This is a genomic window from Shinella curvata (assembly GCF_022899935.1).
Lineage (GTDB): Bacteria > Pseudomonadota > Alphaproteobacteria > Rhizobiales > Rhizobiaceae > Shinella > Shinella curvata.
In genome coordinates, this window is sequence record NZ_JALJCJ010000002.1 from 782437 (window position 1) to 807395 (window position 24959).

The window sequence follows — 24959 nt, forward strand, 5'->3', positions numbered from 1 at the left end:
GGCCGGAAGGCAAGTGATGAAGAAAGACGACGAACCGCCATTTTCCTATCCCGTCAAGGTCGCCCATATCTCGGCCAACGCGGTCGAGGTGAAATTGAGCGCGAACGACAGGGAGAGGATCGGCCTGGCCGACCTCTGGTCCGTGCTCGAGGTCAAGGCGCTCGAAGCGACCTTCACCGTTCAGCGTTGGAAGCGCGATGGCGTGCGGCTGAAGGGGCGCGTCACCGCGGATATCGTACAGGCCTGCGTGGTCACGCTTGATCCGGTCGAATCCCATATCGACGAGCCGGTCGAGGTTGTTTTCGTGCCGGAGGGTTCCAAACTCGCGCGGATGCCGGTCGCCATCGAGACAGGTGAGATGCTGCTGGACCCCAATGGGCCGGACGCACCGGAAATCTTCACCGGCGATACGATCGATGCCGGCGCGGTGGCCGCCGAATATGCCGCACTCGCCATCGACCCCTATCCCCGCAAGGCAAATGTCGACTTTTCCGGCCATATCGAAGGCACTGACAAGGACGACAAAAAACCGTCGCCTTTTGCCGTTCTGAAGGACTGGAAAAAAGACTGAACGGCTCTAAAAGTGGCCGATAATTCAGTTGTCACCCCCGCGAAAAGCGGTATTTTGGCCGAATTCCGCCCTGGCAGCCCGGCTGCCGGCCGGACATGAATCAAAAAGGCAAGGCACGCGTGGTCAGAATTTCCGTCGATGTCATGGGTGGCGATTTCGGCCCGAAGGTCGCAATCCCTGGCGCAGCCAAGGCCCTTGAGCGCCATCCCGACATCCGCTTCGTGCTGTTTGGCAATGCCGCCGAATGTGAACCGCTCCTGGCGCAATACCCCAAGCTGAAGGCCGCAAGCACCTTCCATCATTGTGACGTCGCCGTCGCCATGGACGAGAAGCCGAGCCAGGCCTTGCGCCGCGGCCGTGGCAAATCCTCCATGTGGCAGGCGGTCGATGCGGTCGCCAAGGACCAGGCCGACGTCGCGGTTTCCGCCGGCAATACCGGCGCGCTGATGGCCATGTCGAAGTTCTGCCTGCGCATGATGGCCAATATCGAGCGCCCGGCAATCGCCGGCATCTGGCCGACGCTGAAAGGCGAAAGCATCGTGCTCGATATCGGCGCCACCATCGGCGCAGACGCCAACCAACTCTTCGACTTCGCCCTGATGGGCGGCGCCATGGCGCGTGCTTTGTTCGAGGTCGACAAGCCGACGCTTGGTCTGCTCAATGTGGGCGTGGAGGAAATCAAGGGCCAGGAAGAGGTGAAGGCTGCCGGTCAGCTGATCCGCGAGGCCAATTTCGACACGATTGACTACTATGGCTTCGTGGAAGGCGACGATATCGGTCGCGGCACGGTGGACGTGGTGGTCACGGAAGGGTTTGCCGGCAACATCGCGCTCAAGGCTGCGGAAGGCACGGCGCGGCAGATCGCGGAGTACTTGCGTGCCGCCATGTCGCGCACATGGCTTGCCAAGCTCGGCTACATCCTCGCGAAAAGCGCGTTCGACCGCGTGCGCGAAAAGATGGACCCGCGCAAGGTGAATGGCGGCGTGTTCCTCGGCCTCAACGGCATCGTCATCAAGAGCCATGGCGGCACGGATGCCGAGGGTTTTGCCGCAGCGGTGGACGTCGGCTACGACATGGCCCGCAACGGCCTGAAACAAAAGATCGAAAACGATTTGCAGAAGTATCATGCCGGCCGTCCCGTTGAGGGCGCCGCCCAGGCCATGAGCGACGAGGAATAGAGAATGATCCGTTCAGTGGTCCGCGGTTTCGGGACAGCGCTTCCGAAGCGGGTGCTCACCAATGCCGAACTGGAAAGCATGGTCGACACGTCCGACGAGTGGATCGTGCAGCGCACCGGCATCCGCCAGCGCTACATTGCCGGCGAGGGGGAGACGACGGCCTCGCTGGGCGAGGGGGCCGCGCGCGCCGCACTCGACAAGGCCGGCCTGACGGCCGCCGACATCGATCTCATCATCGTCGCGACCTCGACGCCGGACAACACGTTCCCGGCGACGGCGGTCAACATCCAGAACCGCCTGGGCATGCACCACGGTTTTGCCTTCGACGTGCAGGCGGTCTGTTCCGGTTTCGTCTATGCGGTCACGACGGCGGATGCCTATATCCGCGGCGGTCTTGCCAAGCGCGTGCTCGTCATCGGTGCTGAAACCTTTTCACGCATCCTCGACTGGACGGACCGCACGACCTGCGTTCTCTTCGGCGACGGGGCCGGTGCCATCGTGCTGGAAGCCCAGGAAGGCGCCGGCACCAATGCCGACCGCGGCGTGCTGACGACACAACTGCGCTCCGACGGCGCGCACCGCGACAAACTCTTCGTCGATGGCGGCCCGTCCACGACGGGCACGGTCGGTCATCTGCGCATGGAGGGGCGCGAGGTCTTCAAACACGCCGTAGGCATGATCACCGACGTGGTCATCTCGTCCTTCGATGCGACCGGCTTCACGGCCGACGATATCGACTGGCTGGTACCGCACCAGGCCAACAAGCGCATCATCGACGGTTCGGCCAAGAAACTCGGCATTCCGCTCGAAAAAGTCGTCGTCACCGTCGATCAGCACGGCAATACGTCGGCCGCCTCGATTCCGCTGGCGCTCGCCGCGGCAGCGGGCGACGGGCGAATCAAGGAAGGCGATATCGTGCTTCTGGAGGCCATGGGCGGCGGCTTTACCTGGGGTGCGGTGCTGCTTCGCTGGTAAGGGCACGGCGTTGCCGTCGCGCCGCTTGACCACAGGGGGCAAGGACAATACTCTCCCGCCACTAACCATACGCTTTCAATAGGAAATCGGTGAGGAACGATGAGCGGCAAGACGGTGACACGTGCAGATTTGGCCGAATCGGTTTTCCGTAAGGTCGGCCTTTCCAGAACCGAATCGGCGGAACTCGTCGAAACCGTGATCGACGAGATCTGCAATGCCATCGTCCGGGGCGAGAGCGTGAAACTCTCCTCCTTCGCGACGTTCCAGGTGCGCGACAAGAATGAGCGCATCGGGCGCAATCCGAAGACCGGCGAGGAAGTACCGATCTCGCCACGCCGTGTCATGACCTTCAAGGCATCGAACGTGTTGAAGCAGCGGGTGCTGAAGCAGCATCTTTCGCGCAAGGCGAAGCAGAAGCCGGCTTCCCCCGCCTCCTGAGCCGAAGCCTCCATCGCCCAAAGCCGCGTTCCGGGCGGCAATCTTGTCGCGAAGGCGGGCGGCCGCTATCCGTTTCCTACCGAATTTGGTGGTTTTTGCGTCGATTGATGCTCCGCAAGCAATTTGAAACTTGAATATAGCCCGGCAAGCCGCTGAAATGAATACGATTCGGCAGAGCGTCTTTCGCCCGTCGCCGTAAGCTTTCATCGAGGACAGAATGGACAAGAGTCCGGACGCTTTCCGTACCATCAGCGAGGTCGCCGACGATCTCGATCTGCCGCAGCACGTGCTGCGCTTCTGGGAAACGCGCTTCACGCAGATCAAGCCGATGAAGCGTGGCGGAGGCCGGCGCTATTATCGTCCCGAGGACGTGGATCTCCTGAAGGGCATCCGTCATCTGCTCTACGATCACGGGTATACGATCAAGGGCGTGCAGAAACTGTTGAAGCTCAATGGCAACAGGTTCGTCGCGGCAATCGCCAGCGGTGATTTGGCGACCGTCGAGGCATTGGCCGCAGCCAGCCACGAGGAGCCGACGCCACCGAAGGCCGGAAGTGACGAGGACCAGATCGTCGGCCGCGCCAAGGCGCCAACCAGCCGGCGCTTCTTCTCCTTTGTCGGCGGTGGTGACGACACGCCGGAAATCTCGCTTGGCAAGACCAGTGTCGGCAAGGAAGACCGTGCCCTCCTCCAGGAGGCGCTCTACGATCTCCTCGAGTGCAAGCGGCTTCTCGACCAGGTCCGCTGAGGCGATTGGCAGGGACCGCGAAGCGCGCCACCTTGTGCCGTCACCGGTTTCCTTCTGAGGGAGCCGTATCCCGTCCAGCGAACGCCACAAACGGTGCTGGCGCGCTGATGACTGGGCCGAGCGATCGAAAGGGCCGTGGACGTCTCGTTGTTAGCCTTCGTCGCGCCACCCGACAGTTTTGGCGTCTTGTGCTCCGTTGTCCGGCGGTGGATTTGGCAGGCGATCGGGATCGGGAACCCAGCCTCTCGAGTAACCGTGGCCCATCATGCGCGAGGCCAGGGCGAGCTGGTTGCGCAGATGTCCGCAATCGGCAAGCAGGCCGGCAATAACGGCATGGGCATCGCCATCATATTTCTCCAGTGCCTGCTGTACGGCGCTGTCTTCCAGCGTCGGTTTCATCTCGTGCGGGGTGTTCGGTTGCATCTCGTTCTTCCGTTGAAAGGGCGGCCGGCCCTCATGAGTGTTCTTATTATGTTCCTGTTGTCCGTTCAGTCAAGCAGAGGTGCGGCAAGAGGAGGAGGGGAATCGATTGGTCACTTGGTCGGCTCCCGTTTGCCTGAATGTGTCATGAGAAATTCTACCAATGCGCGTGACGCTTCCTGTTATAATGTTGAAATAACTTCATAAAATTCACAAAAGTCCGTCATGAAAATGTCACATACGCGAAATGCGTGTCTTTCCGGCAACGCCTCGTCGGTCGCCGACCGTCACACTTCCGTCACAATTCGCTTTGGCGATTGAGACCATTCTCCGTCTGGGTAATTTCCCGGCAGCCGGCTGCGGGATTGCACTTCCGCCGCCCGGTGGCCGGGGCATCCGCGGGACAGATCGTTTTGCGGAGAGGGGCCCGGCCCAATGAATCTAACGGAGATTGAAAATGAACATCAAGGGCCTCCTCATCGGCTCGGCCGCCGCCCTCGTCACGGTTTCGGGCGCTCACGCTGCAGACGCGATCGTCGCTGCTGAGCCTGAGCCGATGGAATATGTTCGCGTCTGCGACGCGTTCGGCAAGGGTTACTTCTACATCCCGGGCACGGAAACCTGCCTCAAGATCGGCGGCTACGTTCGCATGGACGTCCGTGGCGGCGAACTTCTCGGCCTCAACGCCAACCAGGCAAACGGTTCGCTCGGCGACGAGTGGGATACGCGTTCGCGCTTTGACCTCCGCGTCTCGACGGCTTCGGACACCGAATACGGTGCGCTGAAGACCTACACCGAACTCCGCTTCAACTGGCGCCAGGGCAACAACACGACCGACGTCCGTCACGCCTATATCGACCTCGCGGGTTTCCGCGTCGGTAAGACGGAATCGGCGTTCATCACCTACACCGGCAATGCTGGCTCGGTTCTGATCGATGACCTCATCGACTTCGGTCCGGATGAAGCCAACGTCATCCAGTACAACTACAAGTCTGACAACGGCATCACGGCCATCCTTAGCCTTGAAGACTTCCCGGACGCAGGCAACGACTACGTTCCGAACATCGTCGCTGGCGTTGGCTACGAAGGCGAGACTTTCAAGGTGCGCGTGCTCGGCGGCTTCGATTCGAGCCTCGAAGAAGGCGCGATCAAGGCCCGCCTCGATGGTACGTTCGGCGGCATCTCGGCCTTTGTCATGGCTGGCTGGAACACCGAAGGCGCCTTCCGCAACGACTACGCAACGTGGGATGGCGACTGGGCTGTCTGGGGTGGCGTTTCTGCACCGGTCACCGAGCGCCTGACGTTCAACACGCAGCTTTCCTATGACGACAGCGAAACCTTCGTGGCCGCCGCCAACGTCGCTTTCACGGTCGTTCCGGGCTTCGTTGTCACGCCGGAAGTGGTCTACCGCGACCGCGAATCCGACGGCAATGCATGGGGTGGCATCGTCCGCTTCCAGCGTTCGTTCTAAGTTGGCCTGATCCTCCAGTCGGCTGACCGTCCGGCCTCCCGCAAAACGCGAGGCCGGGCACAGTTCTTAAGTCCCGGCCCGCTGGTCTGGCGGCCTCTTGTTGCCGACCCTACAGGCAGGCCGTCATTTTTTGAAATGCGCTGTTCGCGATCCTTGACCGATTTAGCGCCGTATGGCGCGCGCGATGGCTATAAGGACGCAGGCGCCGATAAAGCCGGCGACGAGATAGCCTAGCCATCCACCGAGGGAGACGCCGATCAGACCGAGCAGCAGGTTTGCGACCGCTGCGCCGACGATGCCAAGCACGATGTTCATCAGCACGCCCATGTTGCTTTTCATGAACATCTCGGCGAGCCAGCCGGCGATGCCGCCGATAATGATGGCTGCGATCCAGCCGATCCCTGCATCTTCCATTCCCGTCTCCTCACGCCTGATTGCTACCCATGTAAGTAGCCGGCGCGGAAATGCGCGAGAGGCAGAAAAGTTCCGCAAGGCCTGAAAAATACGGGCGAGGCGCTATGGAAGTCGTTAAAAAAATGACTGTCTATCTGCAATTTTGAGTCGCATTTAGATCGAGAAATCGCCTAGTCTGCCTCCGATCAACACATAATGGAGGCGTGCATGCGTATATTCCTGGCTGGCTTGATTTCTCTCGGCATGTGCTCCGCCGCATTTGCAGCCGACATGGCGGCGTCCTTCGACTGGGGGCCGACCAAAAAGTGCTTCGACGGCAAGTCTCCACCGTTCAAATTGTCAGGCGTGCCGGATGGAACGGTCAAGCTCGACATCCGCATGACGGACCTCAATGCGCCCGGCTTTTCACATGGCGGCGGAAAGGTGGCTTATAGCGGTCAGAAGACGCTCGCATACGGTGCCTTCCGATATAAAGGCCCATGCCCGCCCACCGGTCGACACAAGTACCGGTTTACGATCAAGGCACTGGACGCCAAGGGCAAGAAAATCGCCGCGGCGACCGCCACGAAATTGTTTCCCTAAAGCCGGGCGCGCAAGTGGCAGGCGCGTGACGTCGGACAGCCGGACCGCACACGGCCCGGCTGTCCGGATTGAGGCTGTTGCATTGCACGGCCGGAAGACGGCGCCGACGGAACTACTTGGTCGGCTTCACCAGTGAGACCACACGCGGCTTGGATGGCGCATCCAGCCACTCGATCCACGTGTCCCGTTCTTCGAGCGTGTCGAAAAACCGCCAAAGCTTGTATTCTTCGTCGGTGGTCTCGAGCATCTCGCCGATCGAGACGAGTTCAAGGGGAAGCGTCACTTCCGTGCCGTCGTAGCGAATGAAGTAGATGCCTTCGGCTGCGAGGCGGATGACCTGGCCGGTTCCATAGCTTCCATCGGGAGCATCGACCGTGAAGTACATGCCGGTCAGGGTATCGAAGATTTTGTCGGTCATAGGTTTCCAATGCCAGTCCTGAAAATGCGCAGCGTAAGAAGGTTGCGCAAGCGCACCGCAAACGCAAGAGCCCGCCGCAATGAACCATACTGCAACGCCGCGTGCCGGTTTGTTGCGGGCCGCACGCGCCGGCTGCCACACCATGCGTAAGCACAGCGCGGCCGCCGTCGCCAGCCCCCATGCTGCCTGCATGGATAATTCCCCACTTTTGTTCCCCGGGCATGTTTTTGGGCTTGCATCGAAATCCCCGAGACTATAGGGGTTTCGTCGGTCCGGAATGTAGCGCAGCCCGGTAGCGCACTTGACTGGGGGTCAAGGGGTCGTGGGTTCGAATCCCGCCATTCCGACCATTTTAACACCTTGAAAATCATGGTGTTCGCGCGAAGCACAGCCTTTGGCGCTATCCCTCCTGCAGCAGCATCAATGAATTCAGAGTATGGGTCTTTCCGCCGAATTTTGCAGAAAATTCGCCAGTCGAAGAGATAGCGCAACTCGTTCGCTTCGTAGGGCTTCCATCCTTCAATCGCGAGCCGCGGTACACCCAATAGGATCCGTTGCGCGCATTCGTTGCTTGCGCTAATACTATATTAGGAATCTACTTTGGAGGGTGTGATGGCTTCTATTAAGGTTGGCGGCGACTATTCAATCGACATGGCGGACTTCGATTTCTATGTAGGAGATTTGGAGTCCGCGAAGATCACAAAGTTCACCAGTACCTTGATCACCGGCACAATTGATGGAACCAAGATCACGATCAAAGGATCCGGTTTCCAGGCCGACAGCAACGGCGTTCCCGTGGCGGGTACGATCAAGAGCATCGGTGGCGTCGAGGGGGGCAAGACGGTGTTCTTGCTTTCCGGTGTTTCCATCTCGGTCCCGAAGATCTTGGATCTTGTCGAAAATGGAACGGCCGCAGCGGTAAAAGCTTTCGTGCAAAGCACTTTCAAAGGTGGTGACATCATTCACGGTGGCGCTTCGGACGACGTGATCCTGGGCTATGCCGGCGATGACAGCCTCTTCGGCGGCGGCGATGCGGACAAAATCTACGGCGGCTCCGGCAAGGATTACCTCAACGGCGGCGACGGCGCGGATATGCTGAACGGTGGTGCCGGCAATGATACGCTTCTGGGCGGTGTGGGCAACGATATCCTCAAGGGCAGTTCCGGCAACGACCTGCTGCAGGGCAGTGCCGGCGCCGACAGGCTCTGGGGTGGAGCGGGAGCGGATATCTTCCAGTTCAAATCGATCGCCAATTCCATGCTGACCAGCCAAGACACGATCTACGACTTTGCCCGTTCAGAGGGCGACAAAATCGACCTGAAGGCGATCGACGCCAATGTGAAGGTGGGCGGAAACCAGGCGTTTTCCTTCATCGGATCGGACGGCTTCCACAAGAAAGCCGGCGAGCTTCGCTACGAACACAAGTCGGGCGATACCTTTATACAGGGCGACGTGAACGGCGACGGCAAGATCGACTTCTCCGTCAAGGTGGATGCCCTCGTCAATTTTGCAAAGGGCGATTTCATCCTCTAGCGGCTGTCAGCGACAGCATCTGATCAAACCGCAGGTTGCTTGTACCTTCCATGCCCCGCCCCGAGCGGGGCATGTCGTTTCGCAGATTGGGCAGGTTGGGGCCTGCGAACGCCATACGCCGTGCGGGAAGCCAGCGTCTCGAGGCTCGCAGGAGCGAAATCGCTGGGCTGCGTATTCGAAAGAGGCGTGGCGGGAATGTTGGAGCCGCGGCTTGCAGGATCAGGCCGTTGTCCAGCGTTTTACGGTGAAGGAGCGGGCTGTCGCGCAATTTACTCCGCTGACGATTTCATCTCGTTGCGCAAACGCAGTATATATTGCTTTTCATCATCCATGATGACGGACCGTCGCTGCGTCCACGTCACGCGCTCCTTGATGACTTTCGCCGGGATACCGGCGACGGCGCATGCTTTGGGGACATCCTTCACGACGAGGGCCGCAGCGCCGACGATGGCGCCTTCTTCTATCGTGACATTCTTCATGACGCTCGCGCCGCGCCCCAGCCAGACCCTTCGCTTCAGCGTGATGTGCTTCGGCACGTTGTTGATGATCCGCATTGTATCGAGATCGACGATCCCGTGGCTGTCCGTCCCCTGCAGAAGAACGCCGTCAGACCACAGGCCGCCGGCGGCAATCGTCACGGTCGTCCGGCCAAGCGACAATTCACCGCCGCCGATATAGGTGTTTTCACCGATGGTGAGCGTGTTGCCGGCGTCCACCATTGTTGCGTTGAAGCGCATGATCCGCTCCGAAAACAAAACCGCCGTCTGGTTGTCGCCCCGAAGGGTGAACCTGATTTTCGAAGTGGGAGCAGGCACCCGAAAAAAGTAGAAATTGCAGTCCTTTATGGGCTTGGGAGCGGCAAATTTCACAACGGCCCTGATCGCCGACCAGGACCCGACCGGACACCATAGCCAACAATTCGTCGCCGGCTGCTTGCCTTTGGCGGAGAAATGGAAATGCTCCAGTTCTATCCGCTCATATTGGCAGTCGGGGAAGTCCTCTCCCCAAAGCAGAAGCGACCTGTCGGGAGCCGTGCCCTCCTGAAAGGCATGTTCGAACAACCTGTGCGCCGAAATCGGCTCGCCGGAAGCCTTGCGCCCCCCCAACGCGGCTTCGATCAGCCCACGTGCCGATTGTTTCATGCAATATGTCCTCCAGATGCCGACCAGATTGGGATAACGGCGCGTCGCCGCCATTGCAAGGCGGCAATCGCCATCTCTATTTCGGAACGTTCGCCATCGGTCCCGGCAAAGCCGACGGCGATGGAACCAATCGAGGCCCGTCATCGCGTCCGTGACGCTTCGTGGTGCTTCAGGCGATCAATCCGCGATAGATCGCTTCCGTCTCGCTGATCATGCGGTCCAGGCCGTAGTCGTGGCTGCGGGCGAGGGCAGCCCTGGTATGGCTGGCAAGGCGGTCTGTGTCGGTGAGGTGGAGCATCGCGGCGGCAAGGCGTTCCGGGTTGTCGTCGTTTTCCACCAACACGCCGTTCTCGCCGTCCTTCAGCACCATGGAGGCACCCCCGACATCCGTCAGCACCATCGGCTTGCCGGCGGCGGCAGCCTCCAGCATGACATAGGACATTGCCTCATAGCGACTTGGCATCGCCAGCGCGTCGATGGCGGCCATGGCCTGCGGGCCGGTGAAACGGGTGGTAAGGCAGATGCGGTCGGCAAAGCCGCTTGCTGCGATCCGTTGGCGAACCGTGTCTTCCATTTCACCGGTCCCCACCATCAGGAGATAGGCATTCGGCGCGCGTGCGGCGAGAAGCTGGAAGGCGGCGATCAGGCGTTCGGGGGCCTTCTGGTGGCAAAGACGGCCGACGAAGCCGAAGACGAGGGCGTCGGCGGGGATGGCCAGCGCGCTGCGCACGGCCTCGCGCATATCCGTTGGCGGTGTCCCGACGCCATTGACGACGATCGACAGCTTTTCACGGGGCATGCCCAGAGCGCGGGCGTGGGCGTATTCGTCGGCGGAGACGCAAATCAGCCGCTCGGTGAAGGCGCGGGCAAGGAGCCTTTCGATCGAGCCGTAGATCTTGCGGCCGAGATTGCCCAGGCCGGGATCCATGGTGCGAAAGGCGTGCGGCGTATAGACCCGCGCTATGGGACGGCCGGACAAGCGCAGCCGCGAAAGCGCGCCGGCCTTCGACGAGTGGCCGTGGATGATATCGAAAGGCCCCGCACGACGCACGACGGCGTTGAGCGACCGCCATGCTGCGAGATCCGAAGGTCCCGGCGAGCGCGCCATGGGGACGGAATGCACGCCGGCGAGGCCGAGCCCCCGCAGCTCTTCGACGAAACGTTCTTCGGCACGAACAGGCGAATAGACGGCATGCACGATATGGCCGCGTGCCTGCATACCACGGCACAGGTCGATGAAGTGCCGGCCGGAGCCGCCGCCGCTTGGCTCCAGCACCTCCATGAGACGCATTTGCCGCGGGTTCCTGTCCTGTAAGGGTGTCATGATGCGATCAGCCCGATCCGGTCTTTCTGTTGTGACGCTTTTCGAGCGCGATGCATCCCCAGAGCACGCCGATCTGCAGATAGGCGTGGCGCCAGTGGTCCGTGTCGATGACGAAGCCGATCGCCGTGTGTCCGACAACGGTGATGAAGGCGATCATGAGATAGGGTTGCCAGGGCCGGTTGCGCAGGAGCATTTTGAACCCCGCCCACAGGCTCCAGACGATGAGGGTTAAGTAGCAGGCAAAACCCAGCCAGCCGTAGGAGGTCAGCGATTTCAGCCAGATGTTGTGTTCGTCTTCGGGAAAGATCTGGCTGAACACCATGGGACCGATGCCGAGCGGCTTTTCCATCGCCATGAGGAAACCGATGCGATGGCGGTCGAACCGGCCGAGATGACCGCCGTCGTAGTCCTGCACGAGCTGCGTGCGACTGGAGAAGAGGTCGGCGACCTTGTCGAACTGAAGCGCGACAAGCAGCGCAATGATCATCAACCCGGCGGCCGAAAGGCTGAGGACCAGGATCTTCAGGCGAAAGGCACCCGTGCGCTCCTTGAGCAGCATGATGAAGACGAGGGCGACCACCGAGAAAAGGTAGAGTGCCCAGGCCGCGCGGGAAAAGGACAGGAACAGGCCGAGGGCGAGAATGAGAACGCCGACGATCTTCAGCGGTGCGCCAAGGATGCGGCCGGCGAGCAGCCCGTGCACGAGGTAGAGCGAGGGGGCAACGAGGAAGGGGCCAAAGACGTTCGGATCCTGGAAGGCGCCCTTGGCGCGGTCGTAGAGCGTGAAGGCCTCGCTGCCGGGAAAGGCATGGAAATAGCCGAGGATGCCGAGCAGCGAGGTGATGATGGCGCTGGCCACCCAGGCGCGGAAGATGAGGTCTAGCCGCTCGTGCCTGGCCTCGACGATGGAGGCGAAGAAGATGCTGGAAAGCGCCAGGAACAGCGAGACGGCGATATACATCGGGCCGACCGAAAGGTCATCCAGCATCGTCAGCGAGAGCATGCCGCCGACATTGAAAAGCAGGATGAGCACCACGAGGGGCGCGATGTAGCGCGAGATGCGCAGGCCGACGATCGCCCAGAGGCCGATGAGAGCGGCCATGAAGAGTTCATAGGGCGCAGGCTCGCTGATGACGAAGCCGGAGAGAAAGACGCCCACGGCCACCAGCATCGATCCCACGACGCCGAGGGCCGCAAGCTGCGGCCGGAAAGGCGGGGCATAGGGGAGGGCCGTGTCGCTCAATAGGCGTTTTCCGTGTTGAGCAGCCGGAAGGGCGTGAGCACCAGGATTTTCAGGTCCAGCCAGAGCGACCAGTTCTCGATGTAATAGAGATCGAATTCCGTGCGGAAGCGGATCTTGTCGTCATGGTCGATCTCGCCGCGCCAGCCGTTGATCTGCGCCCAGCCGGTAACACCGGGTTTGACGCGGTGGCGTGCGAAATAGCCTTCGACCACATCGACATATTTCCGGTCGTGCGATTGGGCCTGGATGGCATGCGGGCGCGGGCCGACGAGCGAGAGTTCCCCCTTCAGCACGTTGAAGATCTGCGGCAATTCGTCGATCGAGGACTTGCGGATGAAGCGTCCAACGGCGGTCACACGCGGGTCGCCCTTCGTCACCGCGGCGCGCGCCGTCGGATCGGAAAGGTGCGTGTACATCGAGCGGAACTTGTAGACCTCGATGACCTCGTTGTTGAAACCGTGACGCTTCTGCTTGAAGAGGATCGGGCCGGGCGAGGAAAGCTTTACGGCGAGCGCTGCACCAAGGAAGACCGGCCAGAGCAGCAGCAGCGCCACGACGGAGAAGAAAATGTCGAAGATGCGTTTTGCGACATTGTCCCAGTCGGCGATCGGCTTGTCGAAGATATCGAGCATCGGCAGGTTGCCGACCTGCGAATAGCTGCGCGGTCTGAAACGCAGACCCTTGGCATGGGCTGCAAGGCGGATGTCGACGGGCAGCACCCAGAGTTTCTTGAGGAGCGAGAGAATGCGCGCCTCCGCCGAAAGCGGCAGCGAGATGATCAGCATGTCGATGCGTGCGAGGCGGGCGAATTCGACGAGCTCGGCGACGTTGCCCAGCTTGGGATAGCCGGCGATGATCGAGGGGGAGCGGCGCTCGTCACGGTCGTCGAAGATGCCGCAGATGCGGATATCGTTTTCCGGCTGGTGTTCCAGCGTCCGGATGAGCTCCTTGGCGGGTTCGCCGCCGCCGACGATCACCGCGCGGCGCTCCATGGTGCCGTTGCGGGCCCAGCGGCGGATCGAATAGGCGATGATCTGGCGCTCGACGAGCAGGTAGACCGCACCGCCCGCAAACCAGGAGGCGAACCAGACGCGGGAATATTCCTCGCCGGACTTAAAGAAGAAGACGACGAGCGCCATTGCGCCGAAGGCGGCGGCCCATGCGGCAAGAATGCGCGGCGTCATGCGCCAGGGCGAACGCAGGGCCGGCACCTGGTAGGCGTCGGCCAGCTGCAACAGCAGAACGCCGACGGCCGAGCCACCGAACAGCACCGACAGGTAGAAGACGGTCATGTTCATGCCGGGCGCGCTGACATAGGCAAGGTGGATAGCGTAGCCGACCGTCAGCAGGGCGATGAATTCGAGCAAGCGCAGCAGGCCGATGATCATGCTCGGCGAATAGGTGTCCGCACGAAACTGTAGCGCGATCTTCTGGGCAAGCGGGTTCAGTTCGACCGTTCGGCCGCCGTCATAGTCCGACGGAGGACTGTTGGCCGCGATCGTCCGGATTTCGGAAACTTTCCGCCTCAGTTCTTCGGGATCGAAGGAGTCGGGTTTGTCGACATGGTTCATGGCACGCACCTGTAGGGGCTTTGTACCGGAGATAGCACGAAGCCCCTAAGAAACGTTTACGTGGCGGAAGGCTGGCCGCTCAGGGGGCGTATCGTTTTCCGCCAGCCTGGCCGGCGAGGATGTCGCGGTAGAGATCGAGCAACGAGGACGACATCGTCGATGCCGAGAACGTATTCTTGAAGGTCTGGGGCTCCGGCATGACCTTGTGGAACCAGTCGGGATCGTTGACGGCTTCCCGCATCACGTTGGCGAGCGAATCCGCATCGCCTGGCTCGGCAAGCGCGATGCTGTTCTGGCCGAGAACTTCCGGAATGCCGCCGACACGGCTCGCGATGACCGGTTTGCGCGCGGCAAGCGCTTCAAGCACGATATAGGGCATGGCCTCCGCGCGCGACGGCACGACGACGTTGCGGGTGAGAGCAAAGGCCTCGCGGGCGCGCATGGCGGGCATCATGGCGATGCGTCGGCCGAGCCCCCAGCGCAGCATCATATTCTCATACTTTTCCTTGTCCGGTCCGTCGCCGATCATCAGAGCGGAGAGCGGCCGGCCGACGAGGCGTTCCGTCCGAGCGAAGGCATCGACGAAAACGTCCGGCCCCTTCAGGTCGCGCAGCATGCCGATATAGAGGAAATCGACCGCATCCTCGCGTGGGTGCACGATCTCGAAATCCCGGTCATGGATGCCGTTGTAGATGCGTTCGGCGCGTTTGCGGGGCTTTCCCACCTTTGTGGCGTAAGCGTCGCGCTCGAAATCGCAGACGAAGACCAGGCTGTCGCCGAGCCGTTCGAGCAGCCGCTCCGCCGTCAGAATCGAAAGACCCGTGACGGTGCGGCGGTCGTAGTGCAGGCTGCCGCCATGCGGCGAATAGAGGCGGGCTACGCGATACCTGTTGACCCGCAGGGCTGAGCCGATGAGCCGGGCAATGGCGCCGCCTTTGGCGCCATGACCGTGCAACACATCCGGCTGCAAACTTTTGATTTCACGGTAACTATGCCTGAACGCCGCGATATCGCGCAGGCTGACGGCGCGGCTGATCGGCAGGCGGACGAGGCCAAGGGAAAGATAGGGACGGATCTCGTCGAACAGCGCATCCTCGAACGAGCCGCCCGTGAGGCTGTCACAGACGATGCCGACATCGTGCCCGGCCTTGGCATGGAATTCGGCGAGATCGCGCACATGGCGAAAGATCCCGCCGATGGGCGACCGGAAACAATGAATGATGCGCAGAGGCCCATCGTCCGCCATAACGCTCAGAACAGCCGTTCGCGGACGTAGATGGTGTCTCCGGCCAGCACGGGATCGGAGATGGAGACGCGGCCCGTGATGATCTTGCCGTTGATCTTGCGCGTGACGTCCACATCGCCCTGATTGGCGCGCGGAGAGAAGCCGCCGGCCACCGCGATGGCGTTCTGGATCGTCATGCCGGCGACATAGCTGTATTGCCCGGCCTGACCGACTTCACCCATGATATAGATGGATCGATAGCGGTCGACCTCGATGGAAACGTCGGGATCGCGAAGGTAGCCCTGTCGCAATTTCGTGGCGATAACCCGTTCGAGTTCCTGGATCGTCTGGCCGCGTGCAGGGACGGCGCCGACCAGCGGGAAGGCGATGTAGCCGGCCTGATCGATCGTATAGGTATTGCTGAGGCCGGGCTGTTCGAAGACGGTGACGCGCAGCCGATCGCCGCTGTCGAGACGATAGGGCTGGATGGTCGCCTCGTGGAAGGCCTTGGGGGCAGGGCGGTAGCCGCTGCAGCCCGAAACGGCCGGCACGATAAGTGCCAGCGCGAGCAGCATGCCCTTGTTGATCGTTGCGAACGTCATTCGCTTTCCCAATCCGGAAATCAGAAGTCTTGTGCCCGTTATCGATCCGTTAGGGTTAATGGCTGGTAAAGGATCGCACACGAACCGGATCAGGACGGAGACTTTTTCGCGAAACGGGTACGGGAAGGGGTCTCGGCAACCGGCGATAATTAACCCTTGCGTTACCATGTTTGTTTACCGTGCGGGCAAATCGTCGTGTTTGGAGCAGGGATATGTCGGGCGTTCACGAGAGCCAGCAGGATGTCGATATCGACCTTGGCAGCCTTTTCGGTGCGATCTGGCGTAACCGTATGCGCGTGCTGCTGGCGACCGTTGCCGGCGCGGGCATCGCCTTCGTCGGTGCGAGCCTCATCACGCCGAAATACAAGAGCGAATCCCGCCTTCTCATCGAAACGCGCGAGCCGGCCTTCACCACGGGCACGGACCGCACGCAGGGCCGTGAACAGCCGGCCTTCGACGAACTCGGCATCGCCAGCCAGGTGCAGCTCCTCAAGTCCGCCGATCTCGTCAAGCAGGTCGCGCGCAATATGAAACTGCATGAACTGGAGGAATTCGATGCGGCCGCCAAGCCGTCTGCGATTTCCGACCTCCTTGTGCTGCTGGGCGTGAAGAAGAGCCCGCTCGATCTCGCGCCGGAAGATCGCGTGCTGAAGGAATTCAACGAGAAGCTCGCCGTCTACCAGGTGGAGAAATCGCGCGTCATCGCCATCGAGTTCACGTCGAAAGACCCGGCACTTGCCGCAGCCATTCCGAACGAGATGGCCAAGGTTTATCTGTCGCTGCAGAGCGGCGCCAAGCTCGACACCAATTCCGAGGCGACGCGCTGGCTGGAGCCGGAGATCGCCAATCTGCGTGAAAAGGTGCGGGAGGCCGAGCAGAAGGTCGCCGAATACCGTTCGCAAGCCGACCTGCTGCCGACGGGCGAGAATTCCACTTTCGCGGTGCGTCAGCTGAACGACATTTCCACGGAACTGGCGCGCGTGCGCGGTGAACGCGCGACGGCCGAGGCGCGTGCGGAAGGCGTTCGCGCCGTGCTGAAGTCCGGCGGTGCGCCCGATACGTTGAGCGAGGTCGTCGGTTCGCAGATGATCCAGCGCCTGAAGGAAACCGAGGCGCAGATCCAGAGCCAGATTTCCGATCTTTCCACCTCGATGCTCGAAGGCCATCCGCGCCTCAAGGGGCTGCGTTCCCAGCTGGCGGGCATTCGCACGCAGATCAAGTCGGAAACGCAGAAGATCTTGTCGAGCCTGGAAAACGAGGCGAAGACCGCGCGGCTTCGCGAAACGCAGCTGACACAGCAGCTCAATACGGTGAAGGCCGATACGGCGCGCGCTGGCGAGGACGAGGTGGGTCTGAAGGCGCTGGAGCGTGAGGCGACGGCCCAGCGCCAGCTTCTCGAAACCTATCTCGCGCGCTATCGCGAGGCGACGTCACGCACCGACAACAATTCGACGCCGGCCGACGCCCGCATTATCTCCGCCGCCGTCGCACCCACGGAAGTCGATTTCCCGAAGATTATTCCCATCACCATCGTCGGTGGCATCGCCGGCTTTGCGCTGAGCTCCATCGTGATCCTGCTCGCCGAACTGTTCAGCGGCCGCGCGCTGAAGCCGATCGGTGGTGTTGCCGTCGCGTCGCGCCGACGCGAGGAGGAGGAGGTTGCGGTCGAGCCGGTCGTGGTCGAGGCAGCGGCGGATGAGCCGGCGGTCCGAAAGGTCCCGGTCAGCCGCCTGGACCCCGGCGCGGTCAAGGATATCCGGGCGCCCGCAAAATCCCTGCTGTCCGGCATTGAGTTGGAACCGGAGCCGGAAGAGGAAGAGGACGAGGAGGTCGCGCGGTCGTCGCTGGTCGATGCGATCGCCCTCGATGAGGAAAGCGATTTCTCCGTCGCTGCCGTTGCGCGCCATATCATCGAGAACAACATTTCCGTGGCGGTCTCGGTATCGCCATCGGGTGACAGCGGCTCGACGGCGACCGTCATGCTGGCCCGCCGCATCGCGGAAGAATACCGCAAGACGCTGATCATCGATCTCACCGGCTCGGCCTGCCCGACGCGACTCATGGCCCAGTCCACCCATGTGCCCGGGATCACGGACCTGCTGGTGGGCGACGCGGCCTTCAGCGAGATCATCCATGGTGACCGCCTGTCGAGCGCCCATATCATCCCGCGCGGCAATGCCAATATCAAGCGCGCCATGCGCGGCATAGACCGTCTCTCGATGGTGATCGATTCGCTGTCGGACGCTTATGACACGGTCATCGTGGAATGCGGCCCGGCGGAAGTCGAAGGCGTGCGCCGCCTGACACGCGATCGCGATACCGATATCATTCTGTCCATTCCGGATGCGGACGAAGACGCGATCGTGGATCTGATCGGCGCCTTCGGCGAGGCCGGCTATACCGAGATCGTGCTGATGACCGGCGAGGAGGGCGAACCGCCGCACTATCCGGGTCACCGGGTCGCCGCCTAGGGCGTTTCTGCTAGTCGACGTCTTCCGCGCGAACGAATTCCGTCTTGCCGGAGCGCATGCGCTGCAGGAACGAATAGACCTGCGGATTCTGTTTGATGATGCGCTTGGCACCGGCTTTCGCCCGGTGCACGGCCGCCACCGCCGTGCCGGCCACCGTCGTTGGCCAGAGCAGGTCGTGCTGCGGCGTTTCGATCGTGCACCAGGAGCGCTTGTAGGGCTGGTCGCCGATGCCGAAATCGAACAGGCGCACGCCCTCGCCGCAGAGCTTGCGGATCGCCAGATAGAACAGGAATTCCCCCGGGCTCGCATCGGCGGCGATCGTATCGTCGATCGAGCCGAACTGGCAGACCACGTGGTCGCCCTTGCGCGACAGGCCGGCGATCGCAACGATACGGCCTTCGTTCTCGCCCTTGAGGCGCACGGCATGGAGCTGAAGCGGATAGTTGCCATCAAGCGATGGCACCGCGACAAGCGTGCGGAAGAAGCTGCGCGTCTCCTCGTTGCGGAAGACGTCCGGAAGGCCCATCGTGTCGAACCGGGCGGCCTTCTGGCGGAAGAAGACTTCGAGCAGGGCGCGACTATCTTCCGCCGTCTCCGCCACGACATGCTCGTAACCGCCAAGCATTTCCAGCCGGCGCTCAGAGGTGCGGAATTTCTTGCGGCGACGCTTGGCGTTGACCTGCGCGAGCGTACGCTCGAAATCCTCGAAGAGTTCGAGCTGGAAGGCGGCATTCTGGTTCAGCGTCGCGGGGAGGTCGGCGAAGGAATTCGTCTCGCCACGCCAATCGAGCGGCACCTTCTCCAGCATGAAGAGATCGAAGTAACGCGAAAACTGGCCGCGCGCCTGTTCAAGCGCCTGGCGCAGGCGCGGCGGGGCGGCGAGGAAGCGGAATTCTTCGGTGTAGAGGCCCGTATTGATGTTGCTGAAGGCGGTGCCGAGAAAGCGCGCGATGCGCACCGGCCCATGGCGCATGATTTCGAGTGGGAGGATCAGATGGGTCTTGCCACCGGCAAACCCTTCGACGATCAAAAGCTTGCATGCGTGGGTCCCGGCCCAGGCACGGCACCAGTCGTAGCTCTGATGGAGCGACAGGTTGTTGTCCGCCTCCAGGGCGCGCCATTGGGCTTCCAGGGGCTCCATGCGGTCGTGCAGGCGGATGGAGAGGGGGACGAGCGAGGGCGTGCGCTCCTCGCCGGCAAGGATTCCCATATACCGGGTCGCGAGCTCGCGCTCTGACGGCATGATCTGGAAATTGAGTTGCATCGCTCCCATGGGGCGTCCCTAACATCCTGGCCAGCGGCCGCATCGCCGCGCTGTAACCATAGGCACTAGGCTTGGGAAAAGAGTTTAAATCCAGCGCCGGCGCCGGAGGGCCCCGGCAAAATTGGCAAGAGCGGTTAGCGATTTCATAACGGAAAAAGGAAAAGCCGAGGCGTTGGCGGACGAGCCGCGCGTCAGCGCAGCCAGCCCGTGGCAAGGGCACTTGCCCAGGCGTGCTGGTCGCGGCTTTCCGCGAGCCGGGCCATCGCCATATGATCATAGGCGACAAGGTGGAACGCCGCGTCCCACAATCCGTCCCTGTTTTCCAGGACCGCATAGCGCGCGTGCGGCGAGCCGGTTTCGACCTTGTGCGGCACGGGTGTGTCGTCGTCATAGGCGGGCGAGCCCACGCTGCCCGGATTGACGATCAGGCGCCCGTCAGGCAGACGAACCGCACGGGCAATATGCGTGTGGCCGCACAGCAGCACGGGGTTTGCGAAGTCTCCCGCCAGGCTTTCGATTCGTTCGATGGAGGCGAGCTGCATGCCGCCGTCGCTGGTGGCTTCGTCGAGCCAGTAGATCGTATCCGACGTCGGCGTGCCGTGGCAGAGAAGGATATCGTCCTGTGCGGTTCTGCGCGAGGGCAGGTCGGCCAGCCAGTTCAGGTGATGGGGGGCAAGCTGCTCGTGGGCGATGCGATCCCAATCGCCCATGTCAGCGCGCGGTTTTTCGAGGAGCCAGCGGTCGTGGTTGCCGGCAATGCACAGAATATCGGGCCGCGCCATGAGGATGTCGGCCGTGCGGGCCGCGTTGAGCGCGCCGCTCAGATGATCGCCGAGATTGACGATCCGTGTGATGCCGCGCCGCTCGATATCGGCCAGCACCGCCTCGAGCGCGAAATCGTTGCCATGGATGTCGGCGATGACCGCGATGCCTGTTTCGCTCATTCGTCACGCACCTTTTCTGGCTTTTCCATCCACTTGATGATCACCATCGCCGGCAGGATCCAGAGCAGGCCCGTCGCTGCGAAATAGAGAAGGTGGATATACCATGGCGACGCCCCAAGCGTCGCGGCGGCGACCGTGGTGGCAACCAGCGCATAAACCAGAACGAGGATGATGATCAGCACCGTTCCGATCAGTTTTCTGAGGCGAGGGGGCATTTTCGGTCTTTCGATCTCTGGCGCGGCAAAGCCGGCATAGGGGCGCGACGGCATGCCGCAAAGCTTCGGGCCTTGTTTTGCACGGCCCGGTCAGGCAAATCAACGCCGGAGCGAGACCTGTAAAAGCGCAAAACACGGTTTTGCAGGCAGGACTGCCAAGACCATCGACCTGAAACGGCCGCATACCGCCTTTCAGGAAAGGAGCCGAGACGATGAGCGCGACCACCGCGACCGCATACCGCAGCAACGACGACACGGATAGGACGGACCGCCACCGCCGCCAGGTGCGCCGGTGGCTGGGCTTCGTGCTGTTCACGCTGTTCGTGCTCGTGCTTGTCGGCGGCGCGACACGCCTGACCGAATCCGGCCTCTCGATTACCGAATGGAAGCCCATTCACGGCGTCATTCCGCCGATCACCGCGGCAGAATGGCAGGAGGAGTTCGACCTCTACAAGCGCATTCCGCAATATGAGCAGGTCAACAAGGGCATGACGGTCGACGAGTTCAAGACGATCTTCTGGTGGGAATGGGCGCACCGGTTGATCGCCCGCTCCATCGGCTTCGTCTTCGCCGTGCCGCTTGCTCTCTTCTGGTTGACCGGCCGCATCGAGAAGAGGCTGCGCTGGCCGCTCGTCGGCCTGCTGGCGCTCGGCGGTTTTCAGGGCTTCATCGGCTGGTGGATGGTATCGTCGGGCCTTGCGGATCGCGTCTCCGTCAGCCAGTACCGTCTCGCCACGCACCTCACTATCGCCTGTCTGATCTTCGCCTGGACCGTTTGGCTGATGCGGGCGCTCTCGCCGCACAGCGACGATGCGCCGCCAACCGAGGGCGCTCGCCGTATGGCCGGCATCATCGCCTGCATGGCGATCTTCCAGATCTATCTCGGCGCGCTGGTCGCCGGCCTCGATGCCGGTCTTTCCTACAACACCTGGCCGTTGATGGACGGCAGCGTCGTGCCCGGTGGGCTCTTCCTGCAGCAGCCCTGGTGGATCAATCTTTTCGAGAACCCGAAGACCGTGCAGTTCGTGCACCGTATCGGCGCCTATGTGCTTTTCGCACTCGTCGTGATCCACCTGATCTCGTCGTTGCGGGCCGCGCCGGAAACGACGCACACCCGCCGCGCCCTCGTGCTCTTCGGCCTCGTCTGTCTTCAGGCGACGATCGGCATCCTGACGCTGATATGGCAGGTGCCGCTCGGCTGGGCGCTGGCGCATCAGGGTGGGGCGCTCGTCGTGCTCGGCTTTGCCGTCGCCCATTGGCGCGGCTTTGCCGGCGAATATCCGAAGGATTAAAGATCAGACCTGTTTGAGGACATTCCGGATGGCGGCGGCGACGGCGAGTTCGTTGTCGCGTTCCTCCGCATTGTCGTCCTCGTCATGCCATGCGGCCGACAAGCAGCCATAGGCGACGCCGTAACGCAGGATGGTGCGGACGTCGCGCCCGAGCGTTTCGGCGAAAATCTCTGCCATCGCGGCAATCCGCTCCTCGCTGCGGGTCAGGTCGAAACGGTCAAGCGGGTTTGAGAACATGTTGGCGACATCGAGCGCGGCGTCGCCAATCAATCCGGCGGGGTCGATGATCAGCCAGCCGCGCGGGCCGTGGACGATGTTTTCGTGGTGTAGGTCGCCGTGCAGCGGCTTGATGTCCTGCTGATTGGCAATCAGCATCTCGGCGAATTCAGCCGCCTCGGCATAGGGACCGGGAATACCTCCTTTGCGATCCCGCTCGGCCTTGGCGAACAGGCTCACGAAATAGCGCTGTAGCGATTGCAGGCTTGCCGGCGGTGGCGTGTCGGATGGGCGGTGATATTCTCGCAGCACTGTAGCAGCGATGCGCGTTGCATCCTCGTCGCCGTGGATCTCCATGTGATCCCGGAGCGTCGTCCTGCCGGCATGTTCCATCAGAAGCATGTCAGCGGATCGAGCAAGCAGCCTGACGCAGCCGGTGCCGTCACGCCAGGTCAAAAAATCCGCGCCGCGCAGGCTGTCTTCCAGAACCTTCAGCTTGAGCTGCTTGACGATTGCTTCGCTACCGTCGGCAAGCTTCACGTCATAGACGTTGCCGGCAGGCGTATCGGCGATGAGGCGGGCGTCTTCGATCCGCCATTCGACCGGGAAGGGCGGGTGGCCAGTCGTCATGCCTTCAGCATCAGGTCCATGTTCTGGACGGCCGCACCCGAAGCCCCCTTGCCGAGATTGTCGAGCAGGGCGACGAGGTTGACATGCGGGCTGCCTGCCGTGCCGAAGACGTAGAGCTTCATGCGGTCCGTATCGGCCAGCTCCACGGCATTGACGCGGGCGAGGTTGGCGCTTTCCTTGAGATCGACGACCTCGACGATATCCTGGCCGGCATAGTGATCAGCCAGCGCGGCATGGATCGAACCGAGCGAGGCGTTATCGTTGAGGTCGGCGAGGTAGAGCGGCACCTGCACGATCATGCCCTGCGGGAATTTCCCGACGGAGGGCGAGAAGATCGGCGCGCGGTCGAGAAGGCCGTGCACCTGCATTTCCGGCACGTGCTTGTGCTTGAGCGTCAGGCCGTAAAGGAAGTGCGGCGCGTCGATGTGCTCGGGATGATTTTCATCCTCCATCTGCGCGATCATCTGCTTGCCGCCGCCAGTATAGCCGGAGACCGCGTTGACCGTGACCGGATAGTCCTGCGGCAGCAGGCCGGCGAGGCGCAGCGGCCGGATGAGGCCGATGGCGCCCGTCGGGTAGCAGCCGGGATTGGCGACATAGCGCGCATCCGCGATTTTCTTCGGCTGCGCCTTGTCCATTTCGGCAAAGCCATAGGCCCAGTCCGGGTGGACGCGGTGCGCCGTCGAGGTGTCGATGATGCGCACCGAATTGTTGCCCGAGACCATGGCGACGGCTTCCTTGGCCGCATCGTCCGGCAGGCAAAGGATGGCGACATCGGCGCTGTTGAGCAGGTCTTCGCGCAGCCGCGCATTGCGGCGCTCGGCTTCCGGAATGGACAAGAGTTCGACATCGTCGCGGCCGGCCATGCGGGTGCGGATCTGCAGACCCGTCGTGCCGTGTTCGCCATCGATGAAGATCTTCGGTTTCATCTCTCGTCCAATCCTGTTTTTGCCTTCGCGGCGGATATAGCCCCTTGTCCTGTCGTATTCAACGCCGCGTTTCAGCGTCGCTCCGCCAGCGCTTCGGCATGCAGGCCGAGCATGTACATGGCGATATTGGAGGCGGCGATGGCGGTGATGTCGGCATGGTCATAGGCCGGCGCGACTTCGACGACATCCGAACCGACGATGTTGAGCGCGCCGAGCTTGCGCAGCACCGAGAGGATGCGCGCGCTGGTCGGGCCGCCGGAGACCGGCGTGCCGGTGCCGGGCGCAAAGGCCGGGTCGAGGCAGTCGATATCGAAGGTCAGATAGGTCGGCTTGTCACCGACATGGTGGATGATCGCATCGGCGAGCTGGCCGGCGCTCATCTCCTCCACGTCGTAGCCATAGAGAATGCGGATGCCGCAATCCTCGGGCGCATGGGTACGGATACCGATCTGGATCGACGTCTCGGGGTCGATCAGCCCCTCACGAACGGCCGTGCCGACGAAGGAGCCGTGATCGATGCGGCCTTTCTCATCGGCCCAGGTATCCTGATGCGCATCGAACTGCACGAGGGAGAGGGGGCCGTATTTCTCGGCATGGGCGCGCAAGAGCGGCAGCGTGATGAAATGATCGCCGCCGAGCGTCAGCATATAGGCGCCGGATTTCAGGATCTTCTTCGCCTCGCGCTCGATGGTCGCCGGCGTCCTGGAGTGATTGCCGTAGTCGAGCAGGCAGTCGCCGTAGTCGATGACGGCCATGTCCTCGAACAGGTCGCGCTCGAAGGGATATTGCGGATCGTTGTCCATGATGACAGAGGCGCGGCGGATCGCCTGCGGCCCGAAACGCGTGCCGGGCCGGTTGGAAGTGGCGGCATCGAAGGGAATGCCCCAGACGACGGCATCGACATCCTTCAGCACCTTACTGTAGCGCCGGCGCATGAACGAGAGGATGCCCGCATGGGTCGGGTCCGATGCTGCACTCTTCAGCGATTTGGCGGTGATGGCGTGGTCGATGGACTTGTTGGCCAAGGTTCTGCTCCCGTTCTGTACGCCCCTCAGTGGCGCCCGACTGTTTCAGCAAAATGCCGCGTGGACGGCAAGAGCGGATTGTCGCACTTGGCGTGGGAACAAAGAAAAACCGGCCGCA

General features: G+C 62.0%; 25 protein-coding genes and 1 tRNA gene. 11 read left to right on the plus strand and 15 right to left on the minus strand.

Translation table 11 applies throughout. The annotated features are described in order from the left end of the window. Window positions 1-16 precede the first annotated feature (16 nt). The 5 genes from MUU55_RS09850 (at window position 17) to MUU55_RS09870 (ending at window position 3910) form a co-directional block, all read left to right on the plus strand. Window positions 17-571 carry a YceD family protein gene (locus MUU55_RS09850; protein WP_244760593.1) on the plus strand — a complete coding sequence of 185 codons (555 nt, stop codon included), beginning with the start codon at window positions 17-19 and terminating at the stop codon, window positions 569-571. Between the two features lie 119 nt (window positions 572-690). After that, window positions 691-1749, plus strand: coding sequence for a phosphate acyltransferase PlsX (gene plsX / locus MUU55_RS09855; RefSeq protein ID WP_244760594.1), 1059 nt, complete (start codon window positions 691-693; stop codon window positions 1747-1749). Window positions 1750-1752: 3 nt separating this feature from the next. Continuing rightward, window positions 1753-2724: a beta-ketoacyl-ACP synthase III gene (locus MUU55_RS09860; RefSeq protein ID WP_244760595.1), complete on the plus strand. Its 972-nt coding sequence runs from the start codon at window positions 1753-1755 to the stop codon at window positions 2722-2724. A 99-nt stretch (window positions 2725-2823) separates the two neighbouring features. After that, window positions 2824-3162, plus strand: a complete 339-nt coding sequence (locus MUU55_RS09865; protein ID WP_244760596.1) for an integration host factor subunit alpha — start codon at window positions 2824-2826, stop codon at window positions 3160-3162. A 217-nt stretch (window positions 3163-3379) separates the two neighbouring features. Then, entirely contained in the window at window positions 3380-3910 is a 531-nt protein-coding gene (locus tag MUU55_RS09870; protein ID WP_244760597.1) for a MerR family transcriptional regulator, read from the plus strand. A 150-nt stretch (window positions 3911-4060) separates the two neighbouring features. Here the strand turns inward: MUU55_RS09870 and MUU55_RS09875 are convergent, their stop codons facing one another. Continuing rightward, on the minus strand, window positions 4061-4333 hold the full coding sequence (locus tag MUU55_RS09875) for a hypothetical protein (RefSeq protein ID WP_342346051.1): 273 nt from the start codon (window positions 4331-4333) through the stop codon (window positions 4061-4063). Window positions 4334-4787: 454 nt separating this feature from the next. Here MUU55_RS09875 and MUU55_RS09880 point away from each other — a divergent pair, with 454 nt between their 5' ends. Then, window positions 4788-5801: a porin gene (locus tag MUU55_RS09880; RefSeq protein WP_244760598.1), complete on the plus strand. Its 1014-nt coding sequence runs from the start codon at window positions 4788-4790 to the stop codon at window positions 5799-5801. 162 nt (window positions 5802-5963) lie between these two features. On the opposite strand, the gene MUU55_RS09885 is transcribed toward MUU55_RS09880, so the two are convergent. Next, complete coding sequence (locus tag MUU55_RS09885; RefSeq protein WP_244760599.1) at window positions 5964-6215, minus strand: GlsB/YeaQ/YmgE family stress response membrane protein; 252 nt, start codon at window positions 6213-6215, stop codon at window positions 5964-5966. 207 nt (window positions 6216-6422) lie between these two features. Here MUU55_RS09885 and MUU55_RS09890 point away from each other — a divergent pair, with 207 nt between their 5' ends. After that, entirely contained in the window at window positions 6423-6797 is a 375-nt protein-coding gene (locus MUU55_RS09890) for a YbhB/YbcL family Raf kinase inhibitor-like protein (protein ID WP_244760600.1), read from the plus strand. Window positions 6798-6909: 112 nt separating this feature from the next. Here MUU55_RS09890 and MUU55_RS09895 read toward each other — a convergent pair whose 3' ends face one another. Next, entirely contained in the window at window positions 6910-7215 is a 306-nt protein-coding gene (locus tag MUU55_RS09895; protein ID WP_244760911.1) for a hypothetical protein, read from the minus strand. A gap of 273 nt (window positions 7216-7488) precedes the next feature. Here MUU55_RS09895 and MUU55_RS09900 point away from each other — a divergent pair. Continuing rightward, window positions 7489-7565, plus strand: a tRNA-Pro gene (locus tag MUU55_RS09900). A gap of 262 nt (window positions 7566-7827) precedes the next feature. After that, window positions 7828-8748 (plus strand): calcium-binding protein, encoded by a 921-nt coding sequence (locus tag MUU55_RS09905; RefSeq protein ID WP_244760601.1) that lies wholly within the window; start codon window positions 7828-7830, stop codon window positions 8746-8748. 269 nt (window positions 8749-9017) lie between these two features. Here the strand turns inward: MUU55_RS09905 and MUU55_RS09910 are convergent, their stop codons facing one another. From MUU55_RS09910 to MUU55_RS09935, 6 genes are all read right to left on the minus strand, one after another. Continuing rightward, a complete protein-coding gene (locus tag MUU55_RS09910; protein WP_244760602.1) occupies window positions 9018-9890 on the minus strand; it encodes an acyltransferase in 873 nt (290 codons plus the stop codon). Window positions 9891-10059: 169 nt separating this feature from the next. Further along, complete coding sequence (locus MUU55_RS09915; RefSeq protein ID WP_244760603.1) at window positions 10060-11181, minus strand: glycosyltransferase; 1122 nt, start codon at window positions 11179-11181, stop codon at window positions 10060-10062. A gap of 40 nt (window positions 11182-11221) precedes the next feature. Further along, on the minus strand, window positions 11222-12457 hold the full coding sequence (locus MUU55_RS09920) for an O-antigen ligase family protein (protein ID WP_244760604.1): 1236 nt from the start codon (window positions 12455-12457) through the stop codon (window positions 11222-11224). Continuing rightward, a complete protein-coding gene (locus MUU55_RS09925; RefSeq protein WP_244760605.1) occupies window positions 12454-14028 on the minus strand; it encodes an undecaprenyl-phosphate glucose phosphotransferase in 1575 nt (524 codons plus the stop codon). Before MUU55_RS09925 ends, MUU55_RS09920 begins: the two co-directional genes overlap by 4 nt. A gap of 79 nt (window positions 14029-14107) precedes the next feature. Further along, window positions 14108-15274 carry a glycosyltransferase family 4 protein gene (locus MUU55_RS09930; RefSeq protein ID WP_244760606.1) on the minus strand — a complete coding sequence of 389 codons (1167 nt, stop codon included), beginning with the start codon at window positions 15272-15274 and terminating at the stop codon, window positions 14108-14110. A 5-nt stretch (window positions 15275-15279) separates the two neighbouring features. Then, on the minus strand, window positions 15280-15855 hold the full coding sequence (locus MUU55_RS09935; protein ID WP_244760607.1) for a polysaccharide biosynthesis/export family protein: 576 nt from the start codon (window positions 15853-15855) through the stop codon (window positions 15280-15282). 212 nt (window positions 15856-16067) lie between these two features. On the opposite strand from MUU55_RS09935, the gene MUU55_RS09940 reads away from it, so the two are divergent. Then, complete coding sequence (locus MUU55_RS09940) at window positions 16068-18326, plus strand: exopolysaccharide transport family protein (RefSeq protein ID WP_244760608.1); 2259 nt, start codon at window positions 16068-16070, stop codon at window positions 18324-18326. A gap of 10 nt (window positions 18327-18336) precedes the next feature. On the opposite strand, the gene MUU55_RS09945 is transcribed toward MUU55_RS09940, so the two are convergent. The 3 genes from MUU55_RS09945 to MUU55_RS09955 form a co-directional block, all read right to left on the minus strand. Next, the gene (locus MUU55_RS09945) at window positions 18337-19599 is read right to left on the minus strand and encodes a GNAT family N-acetyltransferase (protein WP_244760609.1); all 1263 of its coding nucleotides are present in this window, start codon (window positions 19597-19599) and stop codon (window positions 18337-18339) included. 182 nt (window positions 19600-19781) lie between these two features. Beyond that, entirely contained in the window at window positions 19782-20534 is a 753-nt protein-coding gene (locus tag MUU55_RS09950) for a metallophosphoesterase family protein (protein WP_244760610.1), read from the minus strand. Continuing rightward, window positions 20531-20749: a DUF2842 domain-containing protein gene (locus MUU55_RS09955; RefSeq protein ID WP_244760611.1), complete on the minus strand. Its 219-nt coding sequence runs from the start codon at window positions 20747-20749 to the stop codon at window positions 20531-20533. Before MUU55_RS09955 ends, MUU55_RS09950 begins: the two co-directional genes overlap by 4 nt. A 212-nt stretch (window positions 20750-20961) precedes the next feature. Here MUU55_RS09955 and MUU55_RS09960 point away from each other — a divergent pair, with 212 nt between their 5' ends. Further along, window positions 20962-22041: a COX15/CtaA family protein gene (locus tag MUU55_RS09960; RefSeq protein WP_244760612.1), complete on the plus strand. Its 1080-nt coding sequence runs from the start codon at window positions 20962-20964 to the stop codon at window positions 22039-22041. A gap of 3 nt (window positions 22042-22044) precedes the next feature. Here MUU55_RS09960 and MUU55_RS09965 read toward each other — a convergent pair whose 3' ends face one another. The 3 genes from MUU55_RS09965 to speB all read right to left on the minus strand — a co-directional run bounded on the left by MUU55_RS09965 (window position 22045) and on the right by speB (window position 24841). Next, entirely contained in the window at window positions 22045-22887 is an 843-nt protein-coding gene (locus MUU55_RS09965; protein ID WP_244760613.1) for an aminoglycoside phosphotransferase family protein, read from the minus strand. After that, the gene (gene argC, locus MUU55_RS09970) at window positions 22884-23816 is read right to left on the minus strand and encodes an N-acetyl-gamma-glutamyl-phosphate reductase (RefSeq protein WP_244760614.1); all 933 of its coding nucleotides are present in this window, start codon (window positions 23814-23816) and stop codon (window positions 22884-22886) included. The genes MUU55_RS09965 and argC overlap by 4 nt, the downstream gene beginning before the upstream one ends. Before the next feature lie 71 nt (window positions 23817-23887). Further along, on the minus strand, window positions 23888-24841 hold the full coding sequence (gene speB / locus MUU55_RS09975; RefSeq protein ID WP_244760615.1) for an agmatinase: 954 nt from the start codon (window positions 24839-24841) through the stop codon (window positions 23888-23890). Window positions 24842-24959 lie beyond the last annotated feature (118 nt).

Coding starts and splice junctions, on each gene's coding strand:
- MUU55_RS09850 (WP_244760593.1), top strand. CDS start 17: ATGAAGAAAGACGACGAACCGCCATTTTCCTATCCCGTCAAGGTCGCC.
- MUU55_RS09860 (WP_244760595.1), top strand. CDS start 1,753: ATGATCCGTTCAGTGGTCCGCGGTTTCGGGACAGCGCTTCCGAAGCGG.
- MUU55_RS09865 (WP_244760596.1), top strand. CDS start 2,824: ATGAGCGGCAAGACGGTGACACGTGCAGATTTGGCCGAATCGGTTTTC.
- MUU55_RS09870 (WP_244760597.1), top strand. CDS start 3,380: ATGGACAAGAGTCCGGACGCTTTCCGTACCATCAGCGAGGTCGCCGAC.
- MUU55_RS09875 (WP_342346051.1), bottom strand. CDS start 4,333: ATGCAACCGAACACCCCGCACGAGATGAAACCGACGCTGGAAGACAGC.
- MUU55_RS09880 (WP_244760598.1), top strand. CDS start 4,788: ATGAACATCAAGGGCCTCCTCATCGGCTCGGCCGCCGCCCTCGTCACG.
- MUU55_RS09885 (WP_244760599.1), bottom strand. CDS start 6,215: ATGGAAGATGCAGGGATCGGCTGGATCGCAGCCATCATTATCGGCGGC.
- MUU55_RS09890 (WP_244760600.1), top strand. CDS start 6,423: ATGCGTATATTCCTGGCTGGCTTGATTTCTCTCGGCATGTGCTCCGCC.
- MUU55_RS09895 (WP_244760911.1), bottom strand. CDS start 7,215: ATGACCGACAAAATCTTCGATACCCTGACCGGCATGTACTTCACGGTC.
- MUU55_RS09905 (WP_244760601.1), top strand. CDS start 7,828: ATGGCTTCTATTAAGGTTGGCGGCGACTATTCAATCGACATGGCGGAC.
- MUU55_RS09910 (WP_244760602.1), bottom strand. CDS start 9,890: ATGAAACAATCGGCACGTGGGCTGATCGAAGCCGCGTTGGGGGGGCGC.
- MUU55_RS09915 (WP_244760603.1), bottom strand. CDS start 11,181: ATGCGTCTCATGGAGGTGCTGGAGCCAAGCGGCGGCGGCTCCGGCCGG.
- MUU55_RS09925 (WP_244760605.1), bottom strand. CDS start 14,028: ATGAACCATGTCGACAAACCCGACTCCTTCGATCCCGAAGAACTGAGG.
- MUU55_RS09930 (WP_244760606.1), bottom strand. CDS start 15,274: ATGGCGGACGATGGGCCTCTGCGCATCATTCATTGTTTCCGGTCGCCC.
- MUU55_RS09935 (WP_244760607.1), bottom strand. CDS start 15,855: ATGACGTTCGCAACGATCAACAAGGGCATGCTGCTCGCGCTGGCACTT.
- MUU55_RS09940 (WP_244760608.1), top strand. CDS start 16,068: ATGTCGGGCGTTCACGAGAGCCAGCAGGATGTCGATATCGACCTTGGC.
- MUU55_RS09945 (WP_244760609.1), bottom strand. CDS start 19,599: ATGGGAGCGATGCAACTCAATTTCCAGATCATGCCGTCAGAGCGCGAG.
- MUU55_RS09950 (WP_244760610.1), bottom strand. CDS start 20,534: ATGAGCGAAACAGGCATCGCGGTCATCGCCGACATCCATGGCAACGAT.
- MUU55_RS09955 (WP_244760611.1), bottom strand. CDS start 20,749: ATGCCCCCTCGCCTCAGAAAACTGATCGGAACGGTGCTGATCATCATC.
- MUU55_RS09960 (WP_244760612.1), top strand. CDS start 20,962: ATGAGCGCGACCACCGCGACCGCATACCGCAGCAACGACGACACGGAT.
- MUU55_RS09965 (WP_244760613.1), bottom strand. CDS start 22,887: ATGACGACTGGCCACCCGCCCTTCCCGGTCGAATGGCGGATCGAAGAC.
- argC (WP_244760614.1), bottom strand. CDS start 23,816: ATGAAACCGAAGATCTTCATCGATGGCGAACACGGCACGACGGGTCTG.